Origin of the sequence: Nocardia sp. NPDC060249 (genome assembly GCF_042728755.1) — a bacterium.
GTDB lineage: Bacteria > Actinomycetota > Actinomycetes > Mycobacteriales > Mycobacteriaceae > Nocardia.
The window spans coordinates 1,296,909-1,318,224 of record NZ_JBHXAQ010000002.1 but is presented as its reverse complement, the minus strand read 5'-3'; the positions used below and the strand labels follow the sequence as shown (position 1 = coordinate 1,318,224).

11 protein-coding genes are annotated in these 21,316 nt (G+C 68.9%); 7 read left to right on the top strand and 4 right to left on the bottom strand.

Annotated elements, in window-relative coordinates; genetic code table 11:
- Positions 1 to 45 precede the first annotated feature (45 nt).
- Genes ACFWFP_RS13440 through ACFWFP_RS13430 form a run of 3 tightly spaced genes read right to left on the bottom strand, consistent with a single transcriptional unit; the run spans position 46 to position 4,932 of the window.
- Complete coding sequence (locus tag ACFWFP_RS13440; protein ID WP_379295016.1) at positions 46 to 1,125, bottom strand: alpha/beta hydrolase; 1,080 nt, start codon at positions 1,123 to 1,125, stop codon at positions 46 to 48.
- Between the two features lie 10 nt (positions 1,126 to 1,135).
- Positions 1,136 to 2,704 (bottom strand): ArnT family glycosyltransferase, encoded by a 1,569-nt coding sequence (locus ACFWFP_RS13435; protein WP_379295015.1) that lies wholly within the window; start codon positions 2,702 to 2,704, stop codon positions 1,136 to 1,138.
- Between the two features lie 17 nt (positions 2,705 to 2,721).
- Complete coding sequence (locus ACFWFP_RS13430) at positions 2,722 to 4,932, bottom strand: MMPL family transporter (RefSeq protein ID WP_379295014.1); 2,211 nt, start codon at positions 4,930 to 4,932, stop codon at positions 2,722 to 2,724.
- Positions 4,933 to 5,204: 272 nt separating this feature from the next.
- Between ACFWFP_RS13430 and ACFWFP_RS13425 the strand changes: the two genes are divergently transcribed.
- The 7 genes from ACFWFP_RS13425 to ligA all read left to right on the top strand — a co-directional run bounded on the left by ACFWFP_RS13425 (position 5,205) and on the right by ligA (position 19,681).
- Positions 5,205 to 11,630 (top strand): type I polyketide synthase, encoded by a 6,426-nt coding sequence (locus tag ACFWFP_RS13425; protein ID WP_379295013.1) that lies wholly within the window; start codon positions 5,205 to 5,207, stop codon positions 11,628 to 11,630.
- Positions 11,630 to 13,036, top strand: a complete 1,407-nt coding sequence (locus ACFWFP_RS13420) for a condensation domain-containing protein (protein ID WP_379295012.1) — start codon at positions 11,630 to 11,632, stop codon at positions 13,034 to 13,036. The genes ACFWFP_RS13425 and ACFWFP_RS13420 overlap by 1 nt, the downstream gene beginning before the upstream one ends.
- Positions 13,033 to 13,749: a hypothetical protein gene (locus ACFWFP_RS13415; RefSeq protein WP_379295011.1), complete on the top strand. Its 717-nt coding sequence runs from the start codon at positions 13,033 to 13,035 to the stop codon at positions 13,747 to 13,749. Before ACFWFP_RS13420 ends, ACFWFP_RS13415 begins: the two co-directional genes overlap by 4 nt.
- Positions 13,746 to 15,248, top strand: a complete 1,503-nt coding sequence (locus tag ACFWFP_RS13410; protein WP_379295010.1) for an MFS transporter — start codon at positions 13,746 to 13,748, stop codon at positions 15,246 to 15,248. The genes ACFWFP_RS13415 and ACFWFP_RS13410 overlap by 4 nt, the downstream gene beginning before the upstream one ends.
- Positions 15,245 to 16,909 (top strand): bifunctional 3'-5' exonuclease/DNA polymerase, encoded by a 1,665-nt coding sequence (locus tag ACFWFP_RS13405; RefSeq protein WP_379295009.1) that lies wholly within the window; start codon positions 15,245 to 15,247, stop codon positions 16,907 to 16,909. Before ACFWFP_RS13410 ends, ACFWFP_RS13405 begins: the two co-directional genes overlap by 4 nt.
- 49 nt (positions 16,910 to 16,958) lie before the next feature.
- Positions 16,959 to 17,603 (top strand): LysE family translocator, encoded by a 645-nt coding sequence (locus ACFWFP_RS13400; RefSeq protein WP_379295008.1) that lies wholly within the window; start codon positions 16,959 to 16,961, stop codon positions 17,601 to 17,603.
- A gap of 86 nt (positions 17,604 to 17,689) precedes the next feature.
- On the top strand, positions 17,690 to 19,681 hold the full coding sequence (gene ligA / locus ACFWFP_RS13395; RefSeq protein ID WP_379295007.1) for an NAD-dependent DNA ligase LigA: 1,992 nt from the start codon (positions 17,690 to 17,692) through the stop codon (positions 19,679 to 19,681).
- A 15-nt stretch (positions 19,682 to 19,696) separates the two neighbouring features.
- Here ligA and ACFWFP_RS13390 read toward each other — a convergent pair whose 3' ends face one another.
- Positions 19,697 to 21,307: an acyl-CoA synthetase gene (locus ACFWFP_RS13390; protein WP_379295006.1), complete on the bottom strand. Its 1,611-nt coding sequence runs from the start codon at positions 21,305 to 21,307 to the stop codon at positions 19,697 to 19,699.
- Positions 21,308 to 21,316: the final 9 nt, after the last annotated feature.

Genomic DNA, 21,316 nt, shown 5'->3' with positions numbered 1-21,316 from the left:
TGCATCGCGGCACGGCTTGGCCGCGATGCACCCGATTTCGTGTGTCTAGGGGACGAGCAGCGCGGCAGCGCGTTCCCAATAGGTGTGCAGGTCCTGCTCCCAGTAGCCCCACGAATGCGTGCCCGCCGGACGGAAATCGAAGGTCGCCGGGATATCCAGTGCGGCAAGGCGATCGCGCAGCAAAGCGGTGCACACCACGGTGATTCCGTCGAGCACGCCGCCGATGAGCAGCTGATCGAGCAGTTTCACCGGATTGCGCTGGATACCAGGGCCGTTCAATGTATCCAGCGGGCCGGGCAGGCCGTTGCCCGTACTCACGTACACCTGAACCCCGCGCAGCTTCTCGGCGTTGAGAGCCGCGTCATTGGCCGTCCAGGCCGGATCGGTGGGTGGTCCCCACATGTTGAGCGGGTTGCCGCGGCGCGCGGTGACGATCGAGGCCACCATCGCCTGTCCGGCCGGGTTGCTGGTCTGGATGCAGCCGCTGAACGAGCCGACCATCCGAAACCGAAGCGGTGCTTGCTGTGCCATCCGGAAGACCGCCGAGCTGGCCATCGACAATCCGGCGACGGCGTCGCGGCCGGTGCCGTGGAAGGCCGAATCGATGATCGGCGGCAGTTCGGTGGTGAGGAAGGTCAGCCAGCGATTGCGGCCGGTGCCGGGATCGTCGGCCTGCCAGTCGGTGTAGAAAGTGCCCGCGCCGCCGATCGGCATCACGATGTTGGCCTGCTTCGCGGTGAAGAAGTCGAGGGCATCGGTTTTGGTGAACCAGTTGCTGCCCGCACGCCAGTCGGGGGTGTCGGTGCCCCCGTCCACGCCGTTGATCAGATACAGCGAGCCGGCGGGAGCCTCGGGATCGGCGGCGGGAATGACCGCGACGGTGACCGGTCGATTCATCGCCGCGGAGTGCACCGTCACATCGATCACCCTGCCCGGCCCGTTCGCCGCGGCCGCGACGGCGTAGGACCCGTTCGGCGCGGGCAGAGCCGCCGCCATGGCACGGGCCGCGACCAGATCCGGGCCCGCCTGCGCCGTCGCGACGACGGGCAAGCCGGCGGCGGCGACCGCCACCGTGAGCGCCAGCCGTCGCACCATCGAATTGCGCACTGTCTTGTCTCCGTTCACTCCTGCGTCGCTAGCGCCCATGCCGACTCGTCCCGTCGACCAGGCGTAGTTCCTTGGCGTCGGGCCACAGGGCCGACCACGGTTCGCTCGGTCCCTCGCACAGCCACACCGCGACACCGCGGTTCACGCCGGGAAAGCCGAGGGGTTCGTCGACGCGGGTCAGCAGCGTCGTCTGCGTGAAGCGGGTGCGCAGCGCGGTGTCGGGACCGTCGACCCCGACGTAGAGCACCGTGGTCGCGGTGTCGGGTGGGGTGCCGAAGTAGCCGTAGCCGCGGTTCGGGCTGAACACCGTGGGCAGACCGGCGGCGGGCCCGAATTCGTCGAGTGTCGCTGCCTGCCAATAGTTCTGGGTCACGATCACCAGGCCCTCGCGCTGCTTCGGCGGTATCCGGCCGTAGGTCTGGGCGACCGCGGTGACCAGGTCGTCCCAACCGCTCGGTCCGAAAAGCACACTGCGCGAGTGGATCTGCGCATAGTCGTTCGTCGATTGCCGCAACGACGACTCCGGTAGGGGCAGCACCACCACGATCGCGACGCAGATCGCGGTCGCGAGCGCACCGAAGCCACCACCGATGATCTTGGCGCGTCGCGTGAAACCGCGGTCTGCCAGATACACCGCGCCCGCGGCGAACAGGCCGGGAAAGGCACCGGCCACGAAGTAGGGGCGCAGACCCGCGAGCACGACCGCGCTCAGCCCGATCGCGATCATCGGGATCAGGAAGTAGTACGGACGAAACCGCGGCGCCCGCAGCCCGGCCCACATCCCGGCGAGCAACAGCAGACCGGCCGCCCCGGTGACCTGAATCATCGTCCACGGCGCCGCGAGTACCCCGGCGGTGGCGAGTTGCTCATCGCGCACGATCGCGCCCATCGCCAGTTGCGGCCAGCCATTGCTGTGCTGCCACCACAGAATCGGGGCCGCCGACCCCGCGAGCAGACCCGAGCCGAGCCACCAAGCGGGCCGACGCAGCATCGCCCGCGGCCCGAACACGGCCACGCCGAGCGCGAGCACCGCCCAGATGATCGGGATCAGCCACTTGACCTGGAAGTCGACGGCGGCGACGAACCCCGCCGCCACCAACAGGTAGTCCTCGCGGGTGCGCACCCAGCGGATCAGCAGCCACGCGAGCACCGCCGTCAAGGTGATGTCGAGGGCGAAGGTGCTCAGCATCGCCGATTGCATCACCGCCATCGGGGTGGTCGCGTAGGCGAGCGCGGCGACGGTCTGGGGGAGGCGCCCGCCACCGAACTCCTTGGCCAGCACCGCGCTGAGCACGATGGCCAGCACCGTGAACAGCAGCGCGGGCAAGCGCAGCGCGACGGTGGATCCCGGTGCGAGGTGATCCGACAGAGCCGCCAGCAGCGGAACCAACGGGCCCTGGTCGGCATAGCTCACCGACGGATGTCGTCCGGCCGCGAGGAAATACAGTTCGTCACCGCCGATCCGATAGCGGTCGATCCTGGCGAGGAACAGGGTCGCGGCCACGGCGGCGACGATCGACACCTCGCGCCACGCGAAGGCGGGCAGCGTGCGGGTGGGGGCGGCGGGCACCTCGACGGTGCCGCTCCGGACGTTCATGGTGGTACTCCGCAGGTTCAGTCCCGGTCGCCGCGGGCTGGCGTCGGAGCAGCTCCGGAAGGTGCCGGGTGGGCGAGGGTTCGGTGTTCCGGCGCGGGCCGCAGGCGTTCGAGCCACGCCGGCGCCCACCAGCAGACGTCCCCGAGCAGCCGCATGGACGCGGGGACCAGCAGCATCCGCAGGATGGTGGCGTCGATGAACAGCGCGGTCACCATGCCGAAGGCGATGTACTGCATCATCAGCAGATCCGACAGCGCGAACGCGCCGGTCACCACCAGCAGGATCAATGCCGCGGCGGTGATGATGCGGCCCGTCCGGGCGATACCCGCCTGCACGGCTTCGGTGGTGGAGGCACCCGCGGCCCTGGCTTCGACGATGCGCGACAGCAGGAACACCTCGTAGTCGGTCGACAGCCCGTACACCACCGACACGATCACGACCAGGACCAGCGCCATGATCGGTTGCGGGGTGAAGCCGAACACCCCCGCGCCGTGCCCCTCGACGAAGACCCAGGTGAGCACACCCAGGGTGGCGCCGAGCCCGAGCAGATTCAGCACGGCCGCTTTGAGCGGCAGCACCAGCGAACCGAAGGTCAGCGCCAGCAGGAGCGTGCTGGCCAGGAACACGAACGCGATCATCAGCGGCATCCGCTCGACCAGCGCGTCGATGCTGTCCTTCTCCACCGCGGGTTGCCCACCGACCATCAGCGTCGTGCCGGACGGCAACGGCATCGACCGCAGATAGTCGATGGTCGCCTCGGCGTCGCCGGATCCGGCGAGCACGGTCTGGGTAGTGAGGATCTGGGGCTGGAACGGTGACTGCATCGGTTCGGCGAACGGCGCGGCCAGCCCGGGGGCGTGGTTGGCGTCGGCGCGGACGGTATCGGCGGTCGCGGGGTCGAAGGTGACGATGACCAGGTCGATCGGGTCGATCCGGCGCAGCGGGAACAGCTCGTCGAAGTGCTGCTGGGCCAGGCGCGTCGGATGTGCCGGCGGGAGAAAGCGCTCGTTGATGGAGCCGAAGGCCAGATTCTGGATCGGGACGATGAGCAACAGGAGTCCCAGACAGATCGGAACAGCCACCACCAGTGGACGTTTCATGACCCCTGCGGCGAAGCGGCCCCAGCCGTTGCCGGCTATGCGATCGCTGGCGACCGGTGTGCGGAACCAGTCGACGCCGAGCCGGTCGACGCGCCTGCCGAGCACGGCCAGCATCGCGGGAAGCAGGGTGATCGAGGTCAGTGCGGCCAGGGAGATGGTGATGATCGCGCCGTAGGCGAACGACCGCAGGAAGCCCTGCGGGAACACCAGGATCCCGGCTGCCGCGACCACCACGATCAAGGCCGAGAACACCACGGTGCGTCCCGCCGTGGTCACCGAGCGCCGGACCGCGTCGTCGACGGTGCGTCCGTCGGCGAGTTCCTCGCGGAAGCGACTGAGCACGAACAGTCCGTAGTCGATCGCCAGGCCGAGCCCGATCATCGAAACGACCGGGGAGACAAAGGAGTTCACCTCGGTGACGGCGGTGAGGCAGCGCAGCAGTCCCCACGCGCCGAGCATGGTGAGTCCGCCGATGATCAGCGGCAGCGCCGCGGCGACGACGCCACCGAACAGGAAGAACAGCAGGATCGCGACCGCGGGGACGGCGAACAATTCGACGCGGCGCTGATCCTCGACCATGGTGTCGTTCAACGCGAGTGCGACCGGTTGCCCGCCGGCGAGCTCGACCTCGACCCCGGGGATCACGAACTCCCCGGCGATCTTGCGGTAGTTGCGGCCCTGTTCGGTGGGGTCGAGGCCGCTGACCGCGACCGAGGCGAACGCGTAGTCACGGTCGGGCGAACCGAAGACATCGGGAAGCGCTACGCCGGTGTCGGTCGGCCAATACGCGCCGTTGACGCGGTCGATCTCGTGCGGGAACCGCTGCGCCAGACTGTTCAGGCCCGCCACGACCGTCGCGGCGAAGGCCGGATCGTCGATGGTGGCGCCGTCGGGCGCCCGAACCAGCAGGATCACGTCGCTGCTGTGATCGCGGCCGAACGCGTTGTCGCGCACGTGCGCCGCGCGCACCGATTCCGAGGACGGGTCGTCGAACCCCGTGGAACTCAGATCCGCGCCGAGTCCGAGTCCGTACGTTCCCAGTGCCAGCAATCCGGTCACCATTATCAAGATCACCGAATATCGCCGCCGCACGACGGTGTCTGCCCACTGTGTCAACTCGGCGAACACATTCGCCTCCCAACTGCTCGCGATGTGGTCGAACTTGTCAGGAGTCGATGGTCTTTTCGGTCGCTACCGTGCAATGTTGCGGCCGGTCACAACAATTCCCGAAATTCTGTTGTGAGCCATGACTTCGCGCCCTGGGGCTGATCACAGGAGACCGCGCGATTACCCGTCCGAAATTCCAGAGGTCGGTAATCGCCCCGATCGCCGCGGTGGCGGGCTTCTACGTTGACACCAACGGTCACATGCCACAGGCCGGTCGAGCCGGAGGAAATTGCGTGTCGGATATTGCCATTGTCGGAATCGGATGTCGGTTCGCGGGCGGAATCGATTCCCCGGAATCTTTCTGGGACTTTATCGTCGACAAGCGCGACGGCGTCGTGGAGATGCCTGCCGATCGCTGGGATTGGCGCCGCTACTACGACCCCGAACCACGGACGCCCGGGCGCAGCTACACCAAACACGGCGCCTTCATGACCAACGATCCCTGGGAGTTCGATCCCGACTTCTTCGGGATCTCGCCGCGCGAGGCCACGGTGCTCGACCCGCAGCAGCGACTGATGCTCGAGGTGACCTGGGAGGCCCTCGACGACGCCGGGATCGCGGGGCGTGCGGCCGGTGCGCAGATCGGGGTCTATGTGGGCGGCTTCGTCGTCGATCAGTCGGTGATCGGCGTGGTCGGCCCGGCGCTGTTCCACACCGACATGCACACTCCGGCCAGCGCCTCCTACACGATGCTGTCCAATCGCATCGCCTACGCACTGAACCTGGTCGGTCCGGCGATCACCGTCGACACCGCGTGCTCGTCGTCGCTGGTCGCACTCCACCTGGCCTGCCAGGCGCTGGAGAACGACGACTGCGAGGTCGCGCTGGCCGGCGGGGTCAATGTGATGCTGCAGCCGGAAACCTTCGTGCTCATGTGCAAGGGCGGCTTCCTGGCCACCGATGGTCGCTGCAAGTCCTTCGACGCGTCCGCCGACGGCTACGGGCGTGGTGAAGGCGCGGGAATGGTGGCGCTGAAGAAGCTCGAAGACGCTGTGCGGGACGGCGATCGCGTCTACGCGGTGATCAAGGCGACCGGGTCGAATCAGGACGGGCGAACCACCGCGATCACGGTGCCGAACGCCGACTCGCAGGAGGCACTGGCCCGCACCGTGTGTGAACGCTCGGGTCTGGCGCCCGGCGAGATCACCTACCTGGAGGCGCACGGCACCGGCACACTGGTCGGCGATCCTGTCGAATTGCGCGCTCTCGGTAGAGTTTTCGGTGCGCCGTCCGGGCGTTCCGGCACCATCGGCGTCGGCTCGGTGAAGGCGACGATCGGTCACACCGAGGCCGCCGCGGGCGTGGCCAGCGTGATCAAAGCCGCACTGGCGCTGCGCCATCGCACCGTGCCGCCGCAGGGCTGGCTGAACGATCCGAACCCCGACATCCCGTTCGCCGAGCTGGGCCTGCACATACAGACCGAGGCGGAACTGCTGCCCGTCGACGCCGCGCCGATGGCGGTGGCGGTCAACGGTTTCGGCTACGGCGGCACCAACGCCCACGCGATCCTGCAGGAGTTCCGCGCACCCGCATCGCCCACCGCACCGGCCCGCCACCTCGGCATTCTGCCCATCTCGGCCCGCAGTACGGGTGCCGCGCGCGCGTTGGCCGGCCGGTTCGCCGACCTGATCAGCGCGGGGGCCGACCCGGATCAGCTGGCCGAAGCGGCGTGGACGCGGATGGCGCACCACCCGTTCCGCACCGGAGTGCTCCTCGACGGTCACACCGGCGACCTGGTCCGTGAACTGCGCGAGTACGCCTCGGGCACCGGCCGCGACGCCGGTCGCACGGTGTCCTCCAGCGCCGCCGAGCCGGTGTTCGTGTTCTCGGGTATGGGACCGCAGCACTGGAAGATGGCCCGCGATCTGCTCGCGGCCGACGGCGTGTTCGCCCGAACGGCCGAGGAGATCGACGCGGAATTCCGCGCGATCGCGGGCTGGTCGATCATCGAGGAACTGAGCAGGCCGGAGGCCGAGTCCCGGGTGACCAGCACCGAGGTCGCCCAGCCCGCGAACTTCCTCGTCCAAGTAGGGCTGGTGCGCGAGCTCGCCGACTACGGCATCGTCCCCGCGGCCGTCGTCGGACACAGTGTGGGCGAGGTGTCGGCGGCGTATGTGAGCGGCATGCTGACACTGCGCGAGGCGGTGCGCGTGGCCTACCACCGGGCGCGGTTGCAGGCCACGACCGCCGGAACCGGCGGAATGCTCGCCGTCGGCCTGACCGGGGAACAGGCCGGCGCGTTCGTCGCCGGCGATCCGCGCGTCGACATCGCCGCGATCAACAGCCCCACCTCCCTGACCTTGTCCGGCGACGTCGATCGCCTCGACGAGATCGCCGAAAGGCTCACCGAGGACGGCATATTCGCGCGTCGGCTGCGGGTGGAGGTGCCGTATCACAGCCGCCTGATGGATCCGATCCACGACGAACTGCGCACGGCACTGGCCGGTCTGGCGCCGCAGGCGCCCACGGTGGCGCTGTACTCCTCGGTGACCGGCGAGCTCGTCACCGAAGGCGACTGGAACGCCGAGTACTGGTGGTCGAACGTGCGTCAGCCGGTGCGGTTCTTCGCCGCGATCGGGAGTCTGATCGCCGCGGGCAACCGGGTCTTCCTCGAGGTCGGCCCCCACCCGGTGCTGTCGGGCAATATCCGCGAAGCCCTGGTCGACGCGGACGTGAACGGCACCACGGTGCCCACCCTCGACCGCGAGCAGTCCGATTCGCACAGCATCCGGCGCACCCTCATCGGTCTGCATGCCGCCGGGGTACTCGACCGTGACCTGCTGTTCCCCGCCGAGCGTGGCGTCACCGCGCATGTGGCGCTGCCGCGCTATCCCTGGCAGCGCACCCGCCTGCACGCGGCACTGCCGCTGTTCGAGCAGGCCCGCCTCGGCACACCCGGCGGCCACGCGATGCTCGGCGATCCCGATGTGGAGGGGCGCCCCGAGTGGCTGCTGCAGGTGGGCACCGAACTGCTGCCGTGGCTGGCCGACCATGTCGTCAACGGCGTCAAGATCATGCCCGGAGCGGCCTACCTGGACGCGGCGCTGAGCGCCACCGCCGCGCGGATCGGCAGCAAACAGGTTGCGCTGGAAGGTGTTCGGTTCGTCGCGCCGCTGATCATGGGCGCCCCCGACGTGCCGTTGGTCGCGATGAGCGTCGAGGAGGCCAGCGGCCGCTTCCTGATCAGATCGCGCAGCGCGACCGGGACGGCGTGGACGGTGCACTCGACCGGGCGCACGCTGACCGGCGGCCACGAACAGACCGCAGTCGCGTTGCCCACCATCGAGATCGGCGTCGATGTCGACCCGGCGATGTTCTACGCGGGCCTCGCTTCGGCCGGGCTGCACTACGGCCCGACCTTCCAACGGGTGACCTCCGTGCGGGTAGGGCGCGACGTGGTGCTGGCCACCGTCGACGGCAGCATCGCCGAAGGTTCACGGCATCTGGCGCACCCGGCCGTCGTCGACGCCGCGATGCAGTGCGCGGCCATGCTTTTCACCGACGAACGGATCAACGAAGGCGTCATGGTGCCCGTCGGGGTGAACGCGGTGCGGCTGCTCGCCGAACTTCCCGCGCAGATCACCGTCATCGCCCGCCGAGACCCCGGCGCCCGCCTGCGCGCCGATGTCGACCTGCTCGACGGCGACCGAAACCTGGTCGCGCGGTTGACCGGCCTGCAGATCGGGGCGCTCAAGCCCGGTGACAGCCCGCTGCACCGGATGGCCGACTTCTACTACACCGAGGTGCTCGAAGAGCGCGACCCGATCGACCCCGCGACGCAGGCCGAAGCCGGGTCGGTGTCCACCGTGATCGTCGCGCTCGGTGACACCCCGCGCACCGCGGAACTGGCCGCCGCGATCCCGGGTTCACGGGTGCTGCTCGTCGACCCGGACAGCGACGAACTGGAATCGGACCTCGTCGCGAATCTGGAGGCGGCGAAAGCCGACGAAACCCAGCGCACGCACGTCTGTGTTGTGGTCGGTGAAGGCACCGACGACGTCGCCGACCTGTGGACGCTCAAGCGCGTCGCGGTCGCGGTATCGGAGTACGTCACCCCGACCGTGGAAGGCGCCCCGCCGCAGATCAGCTTCGGCGACGGCACCGTCCACGCCACCCTGGTGACCGAATCCGCGTTCACGGCTCCCGGCAGCGATATCGCACCGGACCCGCGCCAGGCCGCGCTCGCCGGTGGTCGCCGCGTGCTGCTCAACGAACAGACCCCGCTGCGCTGGCGGACCGTCGACACCGAGCCCGCCACCACCGTCGCCGCACTCGTCGCCGAACTCGGTGTGCCCGGCGCCTTCACTCTCGACAACAGCGACGAGGTGCTCTTGCGCGACGGCAAGCGCTGGGCGCCGAGGGTGACCAAGCCGCTGCCCGCGCGCATCGAAGAGCTGGAGACCTCGCACCCGCTGACCGATCCGGCGGCGAACTTCGAGCTGGACATGCCACGGACCCGGGTGCTCTCGCAGGTGGCGTGGCGCGAGTGCCCACGCCCGGAGCCCGCCGCGGGCCAGATCGAGGTCGCGATGGCGGTGATCGGCTTGAACTACAAGGATCCGCTCAAGGTCATCGGTCTGCTCGGCGAACGTGAACTCGCGCCGACGTATTTCGGCACCGTGCCCGGGATGGAAGGCATCGGCACCGTGGTTCGGGTCGGTGCCGAGGTCACCGATGTCGCGGTCGGCGACAAGGTCGCGGTGGCGTCCAAGGGCATGATGCGCAGATTCGCCGTCGTCGATCGGGCGCTGGCCGTGATCGTGCCCGCCGACACCGATCCCGGCTACTGCACCAGCACCATCGCCTTCGGCACGGCCGAATACGCCCTGCACGACCTGGCCCGCCTGGAACCGGGCGAGACCGTGCTGATCCACGGCGCGGCAGGCGGTGTCGGCACCGCGGCCATCCAGGTGGCCAAGTCGATCGGTGCCCGCATCATCGGCACGGCGAGCTCGCCCGAGCGGCGCGAGCACGTCCTGGCCATGGGTGCGGACTTCGCGGTGAATTCGCGTTCGCTCAACTTCGTCGATGATGTCCTCGCGCTGACCGGCGGCGCCGGTGCCGACGTGATCGTCAGCAGCGCACCCGGTGAGATCCTGCGCCAGAACTTCAACGCCGCCGCCGAATTCGGTCGCATCGTCGAGGTCGGCAAGGCCGACATCTACACCGGTGGTCTGCTGGAACTGGCCAACTTCGACAAGAACCTCGCCTACTACTCGATGGATCTGGACCGCCTGGTCGCAGTGCGCCCGCAACGACTGTCGCGACTGCTGGAGCGGGTGTTCGAGAAGGTCACCGACGGCGTCTACACCCCGTTGCCGTACCAGATGTTCGAGACGCACGAAGTGAGCCAGGCGTTCGAGGAGACACTGCGGTCCTCGCGTGTCGGCCGGGTCGCCCTGCGGATGGACGACCCGCGCCCGCCCGTGCGCCCCTCACTGCCGCCGCTCGACATCGACGGCGCCGGAAGCTATCTCATCACCGGTGGGTTCGGCGGATTCGGCATGGCGATCGGTCGCTGGCTGGCGCTGCGCGGTGCGCGCAGGCTGGTGCTGGTCGGGCGCAGCGGAGCCGCCACCGAGACGGCTCGCCGTCAGCTCGAGGTGTGGCGCGCGGTGGGCATCGAGGTGATCGAAGAACACGCCGACGTCACCGATGCCGCCGCCGTCGCCGCGATCGTCGCCCGCGCGCACAGCGAACAACACCCGTTGCGCGCGGTGTTCCATGCCGCGGGCGCGGTGGCCGACAATCGGCTCGCCAGTATGGCGCGCGACGAGCTCGACCGGGTCTATCGCCCCAAAGTCCATGGCGCGCAAGTGATCCACCAGGCGGTTGCCGACGCGGGCATCACCCTCGACATGTTCGTGCTGTGCTCCTCGGGCGGCTCGATGTACGGGATCTACGGTCAATACAACTACTGCGCCGCCAACGTCGCCGTCGAAACACTGGCACGGCGCTGGGCCGCCGCGGGCGAGCGCGCACTGTGCGTCGGCTGGGGCCACCTGTCCGGCGCCTCGGGCGGCATGGCCTCGGACGAGACCGCCGAAAAGTATCTGGACCTGGTCGGTTTCGGTCCGATCGACATGGCCGACGCCACCGCCTACCTGGAACAGACCCTGCGCCTTGGCGTGACGAACGCGGCGATCATTCCCACCGACTGGGCGAAACTGACCGGAACCTTCCCGCAGCTGGTGCGCACCGGCCGCACCGCCGCCCTGGCCCAGTCCTCCGCCAAGGACACCTCCGAATTGGCCAAACTCCGAGCCGAACTCGCCGCGATGGACGAAGCCAAGCGCGGACCCGCCATCGCCCGCAAGATGGCCGGCGAACTCGCCGTGGTCATGGGGGTGCCGGTCGAGTCGATCGACATGACGGTGCCCGTGCCGGAGCTGGGGCTCGACTCGCTGATGGCAGTCGAACTGGGTGCGCGGGTCACCAAGACGCTCGGCATCGACCTGATGTCGATGCAGATGGGCCGCTCGTTCAGTTTGGAACAGGCGGGTCCGAAAGTCGCGGAGCTGATCCTCGCCTCCGAACCCGGTGTCACACCGTCACTTCCGGAGGTGGCGCCCGGTGAACCCGCCCCGCAGGTCGTCGAGGTGCCCGACCAGTGGACCGTCGACCGGCCGGCGGAGGTCTCGATGGCGGGATCGCACTGATGGTCGACTTCGGCTTGATCGACGAATGGCGCCCGGCGCCCGGTCGGCTCGTGACCTGGTTCGCCTCGGCCGACTCGGTCGCGCGCGCGGCCGGGGCGCCGGTCCATCCGGCGCCGCCCTCGCTCCAGCAGGAGCAGTATCTGCGCCTGGCCGACCGGCACGCCGGCGCGGACTTCCGGTTCTCGGGCCTGTGCCTGGTCACCGCCGAGATCCCCACCGGTGACCTCGACCGCGACGCGATCACCCGGGCGATCCACGCGTTCCTGCTGCGCCACGACACCTTTCGCACGTGGTTCTCGGTCGAAGCCGGTGGCACGGTGCGGCGTCATCTGGTGCCCGAAGCCGATGTCGAGTTCGTGCCGGTCGACTACGGCCACATCGACGACCCCGAGTCGATCTGCCGGCACGTGGAGAAGACGACACCGGGCCCGTTCCAGTGGGATTGCTTCACCTTCGGTGCCATCGAGCACGGCGATTCCACCACCGTGTACCTGGCCGTCGACCACCTGCACACCGACGGGCTCGGGCAGTACCTGTCCGCGGCCGACTTCGCCCAGCTCTACGCCGCGCAGCTGTGGGACCAGGCCGAACCGCTCGCTCCCGCGGCGAGCTATCTCGACTACTGCCGCAACGAGCGGTTGTTCAGCGATCAGCAGAGCCTGTCCTCGGCGGGGGTGCGGAAATGGCTCGCGCTGTTGGGCGGCAACGACAACCGGCTGCCGGTCTTCCCCCTCGACCTCGGCAAGAAGACCGACGGCTATCATCGCAGCGCCCACCGCAGCATCGTGCTGTTCGACGACGACCAGGCCGATCGATTCGAAGCGGTCTGCCGCGCCAACGGCGCCGAATTCGCCGGCGGTGTGTTCGCCGCGGCCGCGCTGGCCGAACGCGAGCTGGTCGGTTCGGACTACTACTTCGGGATGACCCCGGTGAGTACCAGAACCTCGGCAGCCGAGAACAATTCGGTGGGCTGGTACGTGACGCTCGTTCCGGTCGCGTTCCCGCTCGGCGAACGCACCACGGTCGCGCGCGCGCTCACCCTCGCGCAACGGGCCTACGACAGCGGACTCCTGCTGGCGCCCACCTCTTTTCACCGTGTTCTCGAGCTGCTGCCCGCCGATTCCGAGATCAAGGCCGAGCCGGGGTGGGTCACCCCGATGATCTCGTTCATCGACGCCAGGGACTTTCTGGGCAACGAGCTGTTCGACAGCATGAACGCCGGGGTCTTCGCCAACCGCGCTGCCTCCGAGGAAGCCCTCATCTGGATCAACCGGCTACCGGGCCGGACCTCGTTGAGCGTCATCTTCCCCGATACCGCGATCGCCCAGGAATCGGTGCGCCGCTACCTGGCCACCATGAAGTCCGTTTTCGGAGCCATCATCGACAGCGCCGCGGAGCACCCATGATCCGAGCAGAATTCGTCCCGACCATCTTTCGCGACCCCGGCATTCCCGACGGCGAGAAGTCGAGATATCGCGTCGGCATCGCCGGCGAACCCGGCGGCTTCGAGATCTCGCATGTCGTCGTGCACGACCGGGGCGGCTACCACACGACACTCGAGGCGAGCCCGGAAGACAAGAGTGGACGCGACCGCGAACTGGTCATGACCGTCGAGCAGCGCATCGGGCGCATCGACGGGCGACTGCACGCGGAAAGCTACCGCGCGCGGACCCGCTCGGGATCGACGGTGGTGTCGCGCGAGGAAGTCGATTTCGTCGACACCGTGCACCTGCAATTCGGTGGCCTGCCCGGTCCGTTCCCGCCGAATGTGATGCCGATCGCCGGCGGGCTGACGATGTTGCGCGGATTGGACTTCGCCGACGGGCTGGTCGAAACGGTCGACGTGTGGCTCGCGGCTTCCGTGCACTGGCCACTGCTCGTCCGGGTGGAGAAACAGGTCGTCTTCGCGGGACCGGCCGGGGTCTTTCCGTGTTGGCAGGTGCGGTTGCGCCCCGGCTTCGATCAGGTGAACGGGATGCTGGACAAGATGGTCGGCTCGGTCGTGCCGCCGTTCATCGCGCTGTTCGAGGTGGCGGCGCCGCACCGGATGGTGCAGCTGAGTTTCCCGACCCAGCTGTCGATGTCGGCCCCGCGCGCCACGATGGAATTGGTGTCATGAGCGACGCCACCGGGGTCGCGAAGGCGCAGGTGCCCGAGCTCGGCGCGTGGCTGGCGTTCGGCGCCTGTCTGATCGCGGTGTTCATGCAGATGATCGACGTGACGATCGTGAACACCGCGCTGCCGAGTCTGACCGCCGACCTCGGTGCATCCAGATCGGCACAGCTGCTGGTGATCTCCGGGTACGCGCTGGCGTTCGCCTGCACCCTGCTCACCGCCGCGCGGATCGGTGCGATGGTCGGTCGGCGCACGATGTTCCTGGTGTCGGTGGTCGCCTTCACCGCGGCTTCGGTGTGGTGTGGATCGGCCGGTGGCCCCACCGAACTCGTGCTCGCGCGGGTGGTCCAGGGCGCGGCGGGGGCGGGGATGGCCGCCCAGACGATCGCCATCCTCACGGCCGGTTTTCCGCGCGAACGCCATCCCCTGGTGTTCGCGCTCTATGGGGGAGTGGCCGGGTTCGCCGGGATGCTCGGGCCCATCGTGGGTGGTGTGCTGCTCACCCTCGATCTCGGCGGTTGGGGGTGGCGGTCGGTCTTTCTGATCAACCTCCCGATCGGGCTGGTCGCGTTCGCGCTGGCCTGGAAATTCCTGGACCGGAGCAGCCCGGTCGGTCGTCACCCCCTCGATCTGGTCGGAGCCGCGCTGTCCGGGCTCGGCTTGTTCGCCCTGATCGCGGGCATGGCTCAGATCCAGGAGCACGGGTGGCGGCTCGACCTGCTCGCCGTGACCGGTGCCGGGCTCGTGCTCACCGCGGTGTTCCTCGCCCAGCAGCGCGCCCGGACCGCGCGCGGTGCCGACCCGCTCGTGCGCCTGGACCTGTTCGGCAACCACGGCTTCCGGATCGGCTCGGTACTGGTCGGCGCGTTCTTCGGGCTGTTCACCGCGTTCGTGTTCGCCGCCTCGATCACCATGCAGGACGTACTCGGCTACTCGCCGCTGCGCACCGGCATGGTGATGACCCTGTTCGCCCTCGGTGCGGGCGCAGGCGCCCTCGGTTCGCTGATGCTGGTTCCGCGCTGGGATATCTGGGCGCTGGCCGCCGGGATCGCGCTGTTCGGCGGATGCGTCGGCGCGGGCGGGGTGTATCTGTACCTGGTCGACGGTGTGGCGAACGCGCTGCTCTGCGCCGGTCCGGTGTTCGCGGCCGGATTCGGTGTCGGCCTGTTCGGCGTGCAGTTGCAGCCGATGATGCTGTCCGGGTTGGACGCCGATCGGATGGCCGAATCCTCCGGTGTGCTGCCGACCATCGAACAGGTCGGCAATGCTGTCGGACTCGCGGTGCTGACCACGGTGTTCTTCAGCTCGCACAGCCTGGGCGGCAGCATCATGATGATGGGCGCCATCGCCGCCGTGGCGCTGGTGCTGGCGGCCCTCACCTTGACGATGCCGTCGCGGGAGCGCCGGGAACAGGCCGCGGTCGGCGTTTCGTATGTTCATGCTGGTCGTTGGCGTGCGGGTGCCGCTGGTTGTCGGACCCCGCTGTCAGACTCTGGCGGGTGAGATGGGCGATAGCGGAGACGGGCGACGGCGGCGCTCGGTTGTGTCCGCTCGATCAGGACGGTCACCCGGCGGGACCGGTGCTCGACGAGCCCTCGCTCGTCGAGGCGGTGCGCACCCGCCCGCAGGTGCAGCGGTGGGTCTGGCGGTCCACGGCCGAGATCTACCGTGCGCTGCTGGCAGCGGGCGTGTGGGTCGAACGCTGCTACGACGTACAGGCGGCCGAGTCGCTGCTGATCGGCCACGAGGAAGGACAGTCGGGGCAGGCACGCTCGCTGGCGGCGGGCTGGGCGCGGCTGCACAACCTGGCCGTCCCGCCGGATGCGCCGGTGCGGGCCGCCGAAACGCAGCCGTCGCTGTTCGAGTCGGGCCCGGTGCCGCTGCCGCCGGGCGTCGACGAGTTCACCGCCTTGCTGGCGGTGTACGCGGGACAGGTCGCGCGCACCGCGGTGGCCGAGCATCCCGAGCGCATGCGACTGCTGCTCGCCGCCGAATCGGCGGGCATGCTCGTCGCCGTCGAGATGGGACAGCTCGGCATTCCGTGGCGCGCCGACGTCCACCGCGAACTGCTGGATTCGATGCTGGGAGAGCGTTTTCCGGGGGGATCGGAACCGCGGCGGATGGCGGAACTGGCCGAGGAGGTGTCGCGGGCGTTCGGGACAGGGGTACGAGTCCGGCCCGATCTGCCCGCCGACATCATCAGGGCGTTCGGCCGCGCCGGAATCCTGCTGTCCTCCACCAGGAAATGGGAGCTCCAGCAGATCGACCACCCGGCGGTCGCCCCGCTGCTGGCCTACAAATCGCTGTATCGCCTCTACACGGCGCACGGTTGGTCCTGGCTCGAACAGTGGGTGCACGGCGGCCGCTTCCGCCCCGAATACCTACCGGGCGGCACCGTGTCCGGGCGCTGGACCACCAATGGTGGCGGCGCACTACAGATTCCGAAGATCATCCGGCAGGCGATCCGGGCCGACCCAGGATGGTCGCTGGTGGTCGCCGACGCCGACCAGATGGAGCCGAGGATCCTCGCGGCGATCTCGCGTGATCCAGGGCTGATGGAAGTGGCCGGTCGTGGCGAGGACCTCTACGCGGATCTGGCCGCGCGCGGATTCGGCGGCGATCGCGATCAGGCCAAGATCGCGCTGCTCGGCGCCATCTACGGCCAGACCTCCGGCGACGCCCTGACCCACCTCGCGGGTCTGCGCCGGCGCTATCCGGCCGCCGTGGCCTACGTCGACGACGCGGCGCGCGCCGGCGAGGAAGGCCGCCTGGTCCGCACCTGGTTGGGGCGCACGTGCACGCCGTTGTCGGTCGCGCTCGACGACACGGACGAGCCACGGGGCGCCCGCACCGAATACGGCGCCGACTCCGCCGCCCGCGCCCGCGGCCGCTTCACCCGGAACTTCGTGGTGCAGGGCAGCGCCGCCGACTGGGCCCTGCTGGTCCTGGCCGGCATCCGGCACGCGATCCGCGAGCTCCGGGCGGAACTCGTGTTCTTCCAGCACGACGAAGTGATCGTGCACTGCCCGACCGAGGAAGCCGCTGTGGTGGCCGCGGCGATCGCCACCGCCGCCGACACCGCGGGCCGGATCGCCTTCGGGCAGACGCCGGTGCGATTCCCGTTCACCACCGCCGTAGTGCAGTGCTACGGCGATGCCAAATAGGAACGCCGCCAGGCCGGTTTTTCCCACACTCTGGGTCTAGCGTGGTCCCATGCTCAGTCTCGAACAGCTGGTCACATTCGGCGTGGCATCCCTGATCATCATCGTGATTCCCGGCCCCAGCGTGGTCTTCGCCATCGGCAGGGCCCTCGCCCACGGCCGGTCCGTCGCCTTGGCCAGCGTGGCCGGTAACACCCTGGGTCTGCTCACGGTGCTGGCGCTGGTCTCGGTGGGACTCGGCGCGATCGTCGCCGAGTCGGCCACGGTGTTCTGGATCGTGAAACTCGCCGGCGCGGCGTATCTGGTCTACCTCGGGGTCAACGCGATCCGGCACCGCGCGGCGTTCGGAGCGGGAGACCTGGACCCGCAACGCTGCGCGTTGCCCTGGCGGACCTCGGTGCGCCAGGGCTTCGTCGTCGGCGCGTCGAACCCGAAGTCGTTCATCCTGGCCGCCGCCGTCGTACCGCAGTTCGTGGATCGAGGCGCCGGGCAGGTCCAGCTTCAGATCCTGCTGCTCGGGCTGATCGCGGTCGTGATCGCCTTGGTGTCGGACAGCCTCTGGGCGGTCCTGGCCGCACAGCTGCGCGACTGGTTCAGCCGGTCTCCGCGACGGGAGACGACGCTCGGGACCGTCGGGGGCTTCTCCATGATCGGGCTCGGCGTCTCGGTGGCGTTCACCGGCAACCAGGCGAAGTAGCACTCGGGTCGAGCGTCACCGCCCGATCCCGACAACGTGCGGATGTCGGTCCGTAGATGTCGGTGGGTATCGGTAGCGTCTTGTCCGTGGAAACAGGGGAACGTATCCGAGAACTCGCCGACCGGATGGTGGCGCTGCGCGACGCCTACTACCAGGGGGCGCCGCTGGTCGCCGACGCGGAATTCGACGCGATCGAAGACGAGTTGCGCGCACTGATCGAGGCGCATCCCGACCTCGCGCCGGACCCGAATCCGCTCGAACAGGTCGGTGCGCCCGCGGTGCTGCACGCCCCGGTACGGCACTCGCGGCCGATGCTGTCGCTGGAGAAGGCGACCAAGCCGGAACAGGTCGAGGCGTTCTTCGGCCGTTTCCCCGGCCAGCCGGTGGTCGTGATGCCCAAGCTCGACGGCTTGTCACTGGCTCTGGTCTTCGAGAACGGGCGGCTGGCGCGTGCCGTCACCCGCGGTGACGGCACCACCGGTGACGACGTCACCCCACTGGTCCGCGCCCTCGTCGACGGGATCCCCGAGCGGATCGACCTGCCGGGCCGTGTCGAGGTGCGCGGTGAGGCCGTGATGCTGCGTTCGACCTTCCTCGCCTACAACACCGCACACCCGGACAAGCCGCTGATCAACCCGCGCAACGCCGCGGCGGGCACTCTGCGCGCGAAAGATCCGGCGACCGTGTCGGAACGGCGCTTGCGATTCTTCGGCTTCGACCTGGATACCGCCGCCGACGATGCCGCGCACGACCTGGGGGAGGGGCTGCGGGCGATCGGGGTCGCGGGTGCGCAGATGCGGCTGTGCGCCGACGCCGCGCAGGCGCAAGCGGCCATCACCGAGATCGAGCAGGGTCGCAACGACCTGGACTACGACATCGACGGCGCGGTACTGCGGCTGGCCGACCGTGATGCCTACGCGGCGGCCGGAACCCGGTCGAACTCCCCGCGCGGTGCGCTGGCGTTCAAGTTCGCCGCCGAGGAGAAGACCACGCTGCTGCGCGAGGTGATCTGGGATGTCGGCAAGACCGGCAAGATCGTCCCCGTCGCCTGGCTCGAGCCGGTGTTCGTCGGCGGCACCACGGTCACGAAGGCGACGCTGGCGAACCAAGAGGTGATCCGTGCCCGTGACATCAAGGTCGGTGACACGGTGCTGGTGCGCCGTGCCGGTGATGTCATCCCGTTCGTGGCCGGTGTGCTCGACGCCGCCAAGCGCACGGGTGCGGAGCTCGAGATCATCTCGCCCACCGAATGCCCCTCGTGCGCTCAGCCGGTCACCGAGCAGGGCAACAGCCGAGAACTGTTCTGTACCAACGTCGCCTGTCCCGCCCAGACCGTGCGCAGGCTGATCCACTGGGCCTCGCGCGCGGCGGCCGACATCGACGCCATCGGGGGCGTGTGGATCGAACGCCTCGCCGAGGCAGGCATTCTCGAAAGCCCGTCGGACTTCTACACGCTGACCAAGGAGCGACTGCTCGAATTCGACCGCATCGGCGAGGTCTCCGCCGCGCGCATGATCGATTCGATCGACGCCAGCCGCCAGGTCGGCCTGCGCCGCGCCCTGATCGGCCTCGCCATCCCGATGGCCTCCGACGGCACCGCCGCCCGACTGGCCCGGTCGGGCTTCGGCTCCCTCGAAGAGGTCGCCGACGCGGGCGAGGAACGACTCGTGGCGGTGGAAGACATCGGGCCGAAGGTCGCCGCCTCCCTGGTCGCGCATCTGACGCGGTTACGTCCGGAACTGGACCGCCTGCGCGAGCTCGGTGTCTGCCTGGACGTGCGCGAGGAGGACCTGCCGCCGGTGATCGCGGCAGGCGCACCCCTCGAAGGCAAAACAGTGGTGATCACCGGGGCGATCAGCGACCCACGCTCGGGCGAGAAGGTGGCCCGTCCGACGTTCCAGCGCCTGTGCGAGCAGGCGGGAGCGACGGCGGCCTCCTCGGTCTCGGCGAACACCGACATGCTCATCACCGGCGCGGGAGTCGGTGACAGCAAACTGGCGAAGGCGGAGAAGCTCGGCGTCGAGGTCGTCGACCAGGGTGAGATCTGGAAGCTGCTGATCGACGCCAAGATCATCTGACAAGCGCGCGATGCCTCAGTCGGACTGATGGTCAGGGGCTCGGTCGGTGACGAAGTCCTTCGCCCAGCGGTAGTCGGGTTTGCCACTGGGTGAGCGGGAGATCGTGTCCGCTACCCAGATGCGTTTGGGGATCTTGTACCCGGCGAGGTGGGGGCGCAGATGGGTGCGCACGGCATCGAAGTCCAGGGTGTGGTCGGGGGCGATCGAGATGATCGCCGCCACCTGCTGGCCCCACCGTTCGTGCGCGACGCCGATGACGACCGCGTCGTAGATCGCGTCGTGGGATTTCACGACGGCCTCGACCTCCTCGGGGAACACCTTCTCCCCGCCGGTGTTGATCACCATGTTGCCGCGCCCGATCAGGGTGATCGAGCCGTCGTCCTCGGCGCGGGCGCGGTCGTCGGTGACCACGATGCGGGCGCCGTCCACCGTCTTGAACAGCCGGGCGGTGCGCTCGGGGTCGTTGTAGTAGCCGAGCGGGACCGCGCCGGTCTTGGCCAGCCAACCCTCCTCGCCCGCGGCGACGGGCCGCCCGTCCTCGTCGACGACCACCGCGCCGCGCCCGGTCTGCACGCGGGGCCCACGCGCCGGATCATCGTCCTTCTGCGCGAAACCGATACCGCCGAAACCGGTTTCGGACGAGCCGATCGAGTCCGAGACCATCGACGTCGGAAACTGCTCCAGCAGTGCGTTCTTCACCGGTTGCGACAGCAGCGCGGCCCCGGAGGCGATGACGAGCAGCGAGGAGGCGTCCACCGGTTCATCGACATAGGTGTCGATGAGCGGGCGAGCCATCGCGTCGCCGGTGATGACCATGACGTGCGGTTTGTGCGTGGCGACGGACTCCCACACCCGCGCCGGGTCGAAGCGCGGCTCGAACAGCACGGTATTGCCCGACCAGAGTGCGGTGAACGTCGGCATCATCGCCGCGGCGTGGATCAGCGGCGGGAGCACGAACCAGATGGCGGGCACGCCCTGGGCGCCCGTCGCGGACTGCTGGAATTCGTCGCGCACCGGTTCACCGCTGTAGAAGTCGACGCCGCCGCCGAGTACCCGCCACATGTCTTCCTGGCGCCACATGACGCCTTTCGGCATGCCGGTGGTGCCGCCGGTGTACATCATGAACAGGTCGTCGGCGGTCCGGGTGACGTTCGGGCGGAACGGCTTTCCCGCTGCGACGAGCCGCTCGTACAGCACCGCGCCGGTCTCGGCGGTACCGACGTCGCGGTCGTCGTCGACACAGATCGACAGGCGCACCCCCGGAGCGAGCACGAGAGCCGCGCGGACGGTCTCGGCGTAACAGGCGTGGTACAGCAGCACGTCGAGGTCGGCGTTGTTGTAGACATAGGCCAGCTCGGTCGGGCCGTACCGGTAGTTGATATTGATCGGGACGGCGGCCAGCTTGAAGCAGGCGATCAACGTCTCCATGGTCTCGATGCTGTTGTGCATCTGGAATCCGACGTGGGTGCCGTGGCCGACGCCCGACTCGGCCAGCTGGTGTGCGAGCCGGTTGGCGCGAATATCCAGTTCCCGGAACGTCACTCGACGATCGCGCTGAATCAGCGCGATCCGATCGGGCATGGCGTCGACGGAGTGTTCGAACAGGTCGGCGAAGTTGTTGGCCATGTCAATCCA

Coding starts and splice junctions, on each gene's coding strand:
- ACFWFP_RS13435 (WP_379295015.1), bottom strand. CDS start 2,704: ATGAACGTCCGGAGCGGCACCGTCGAGGTGCCCGCCGCCCCCACCCGC.
- ACFWFP_RS13390 (WP_379295006.1), bottom strand. CDS start 21,307: ATGGCCAACAACTTCGCCGACCTGTTCGAACACTCCGTCGACGCCATG.
- ACFWFP_RS13410 (WP_379295010.1), top strand. CDS start 13,746: ATGAGCGACGCCACCGGGGTCGCGAAGGCGCAGGTGCCCGAGCTCGGC.
- ACFWFP_RS13415 (WP_379295011.1), top strand. CDS start 13,033: ATGATCCGAGCAGAATTCGTCCCGACCATCTTTCGCGACCCCGGCATT.
- ACFWFP_RS13420 (WP_379295012.1), top strand. CDS start 11,630: ATGGTCGACTTCGGCTTGATCGACGAATGGCGCCCGGCGCCCGGTCGG.
- ACFWFP_RS13400 (WP_379295008.1), top strand. CDS start 16,959: ATGCTCAGTCTCGAACAGCTGGTCACATTCGGCGTGGCATCCCTGATC.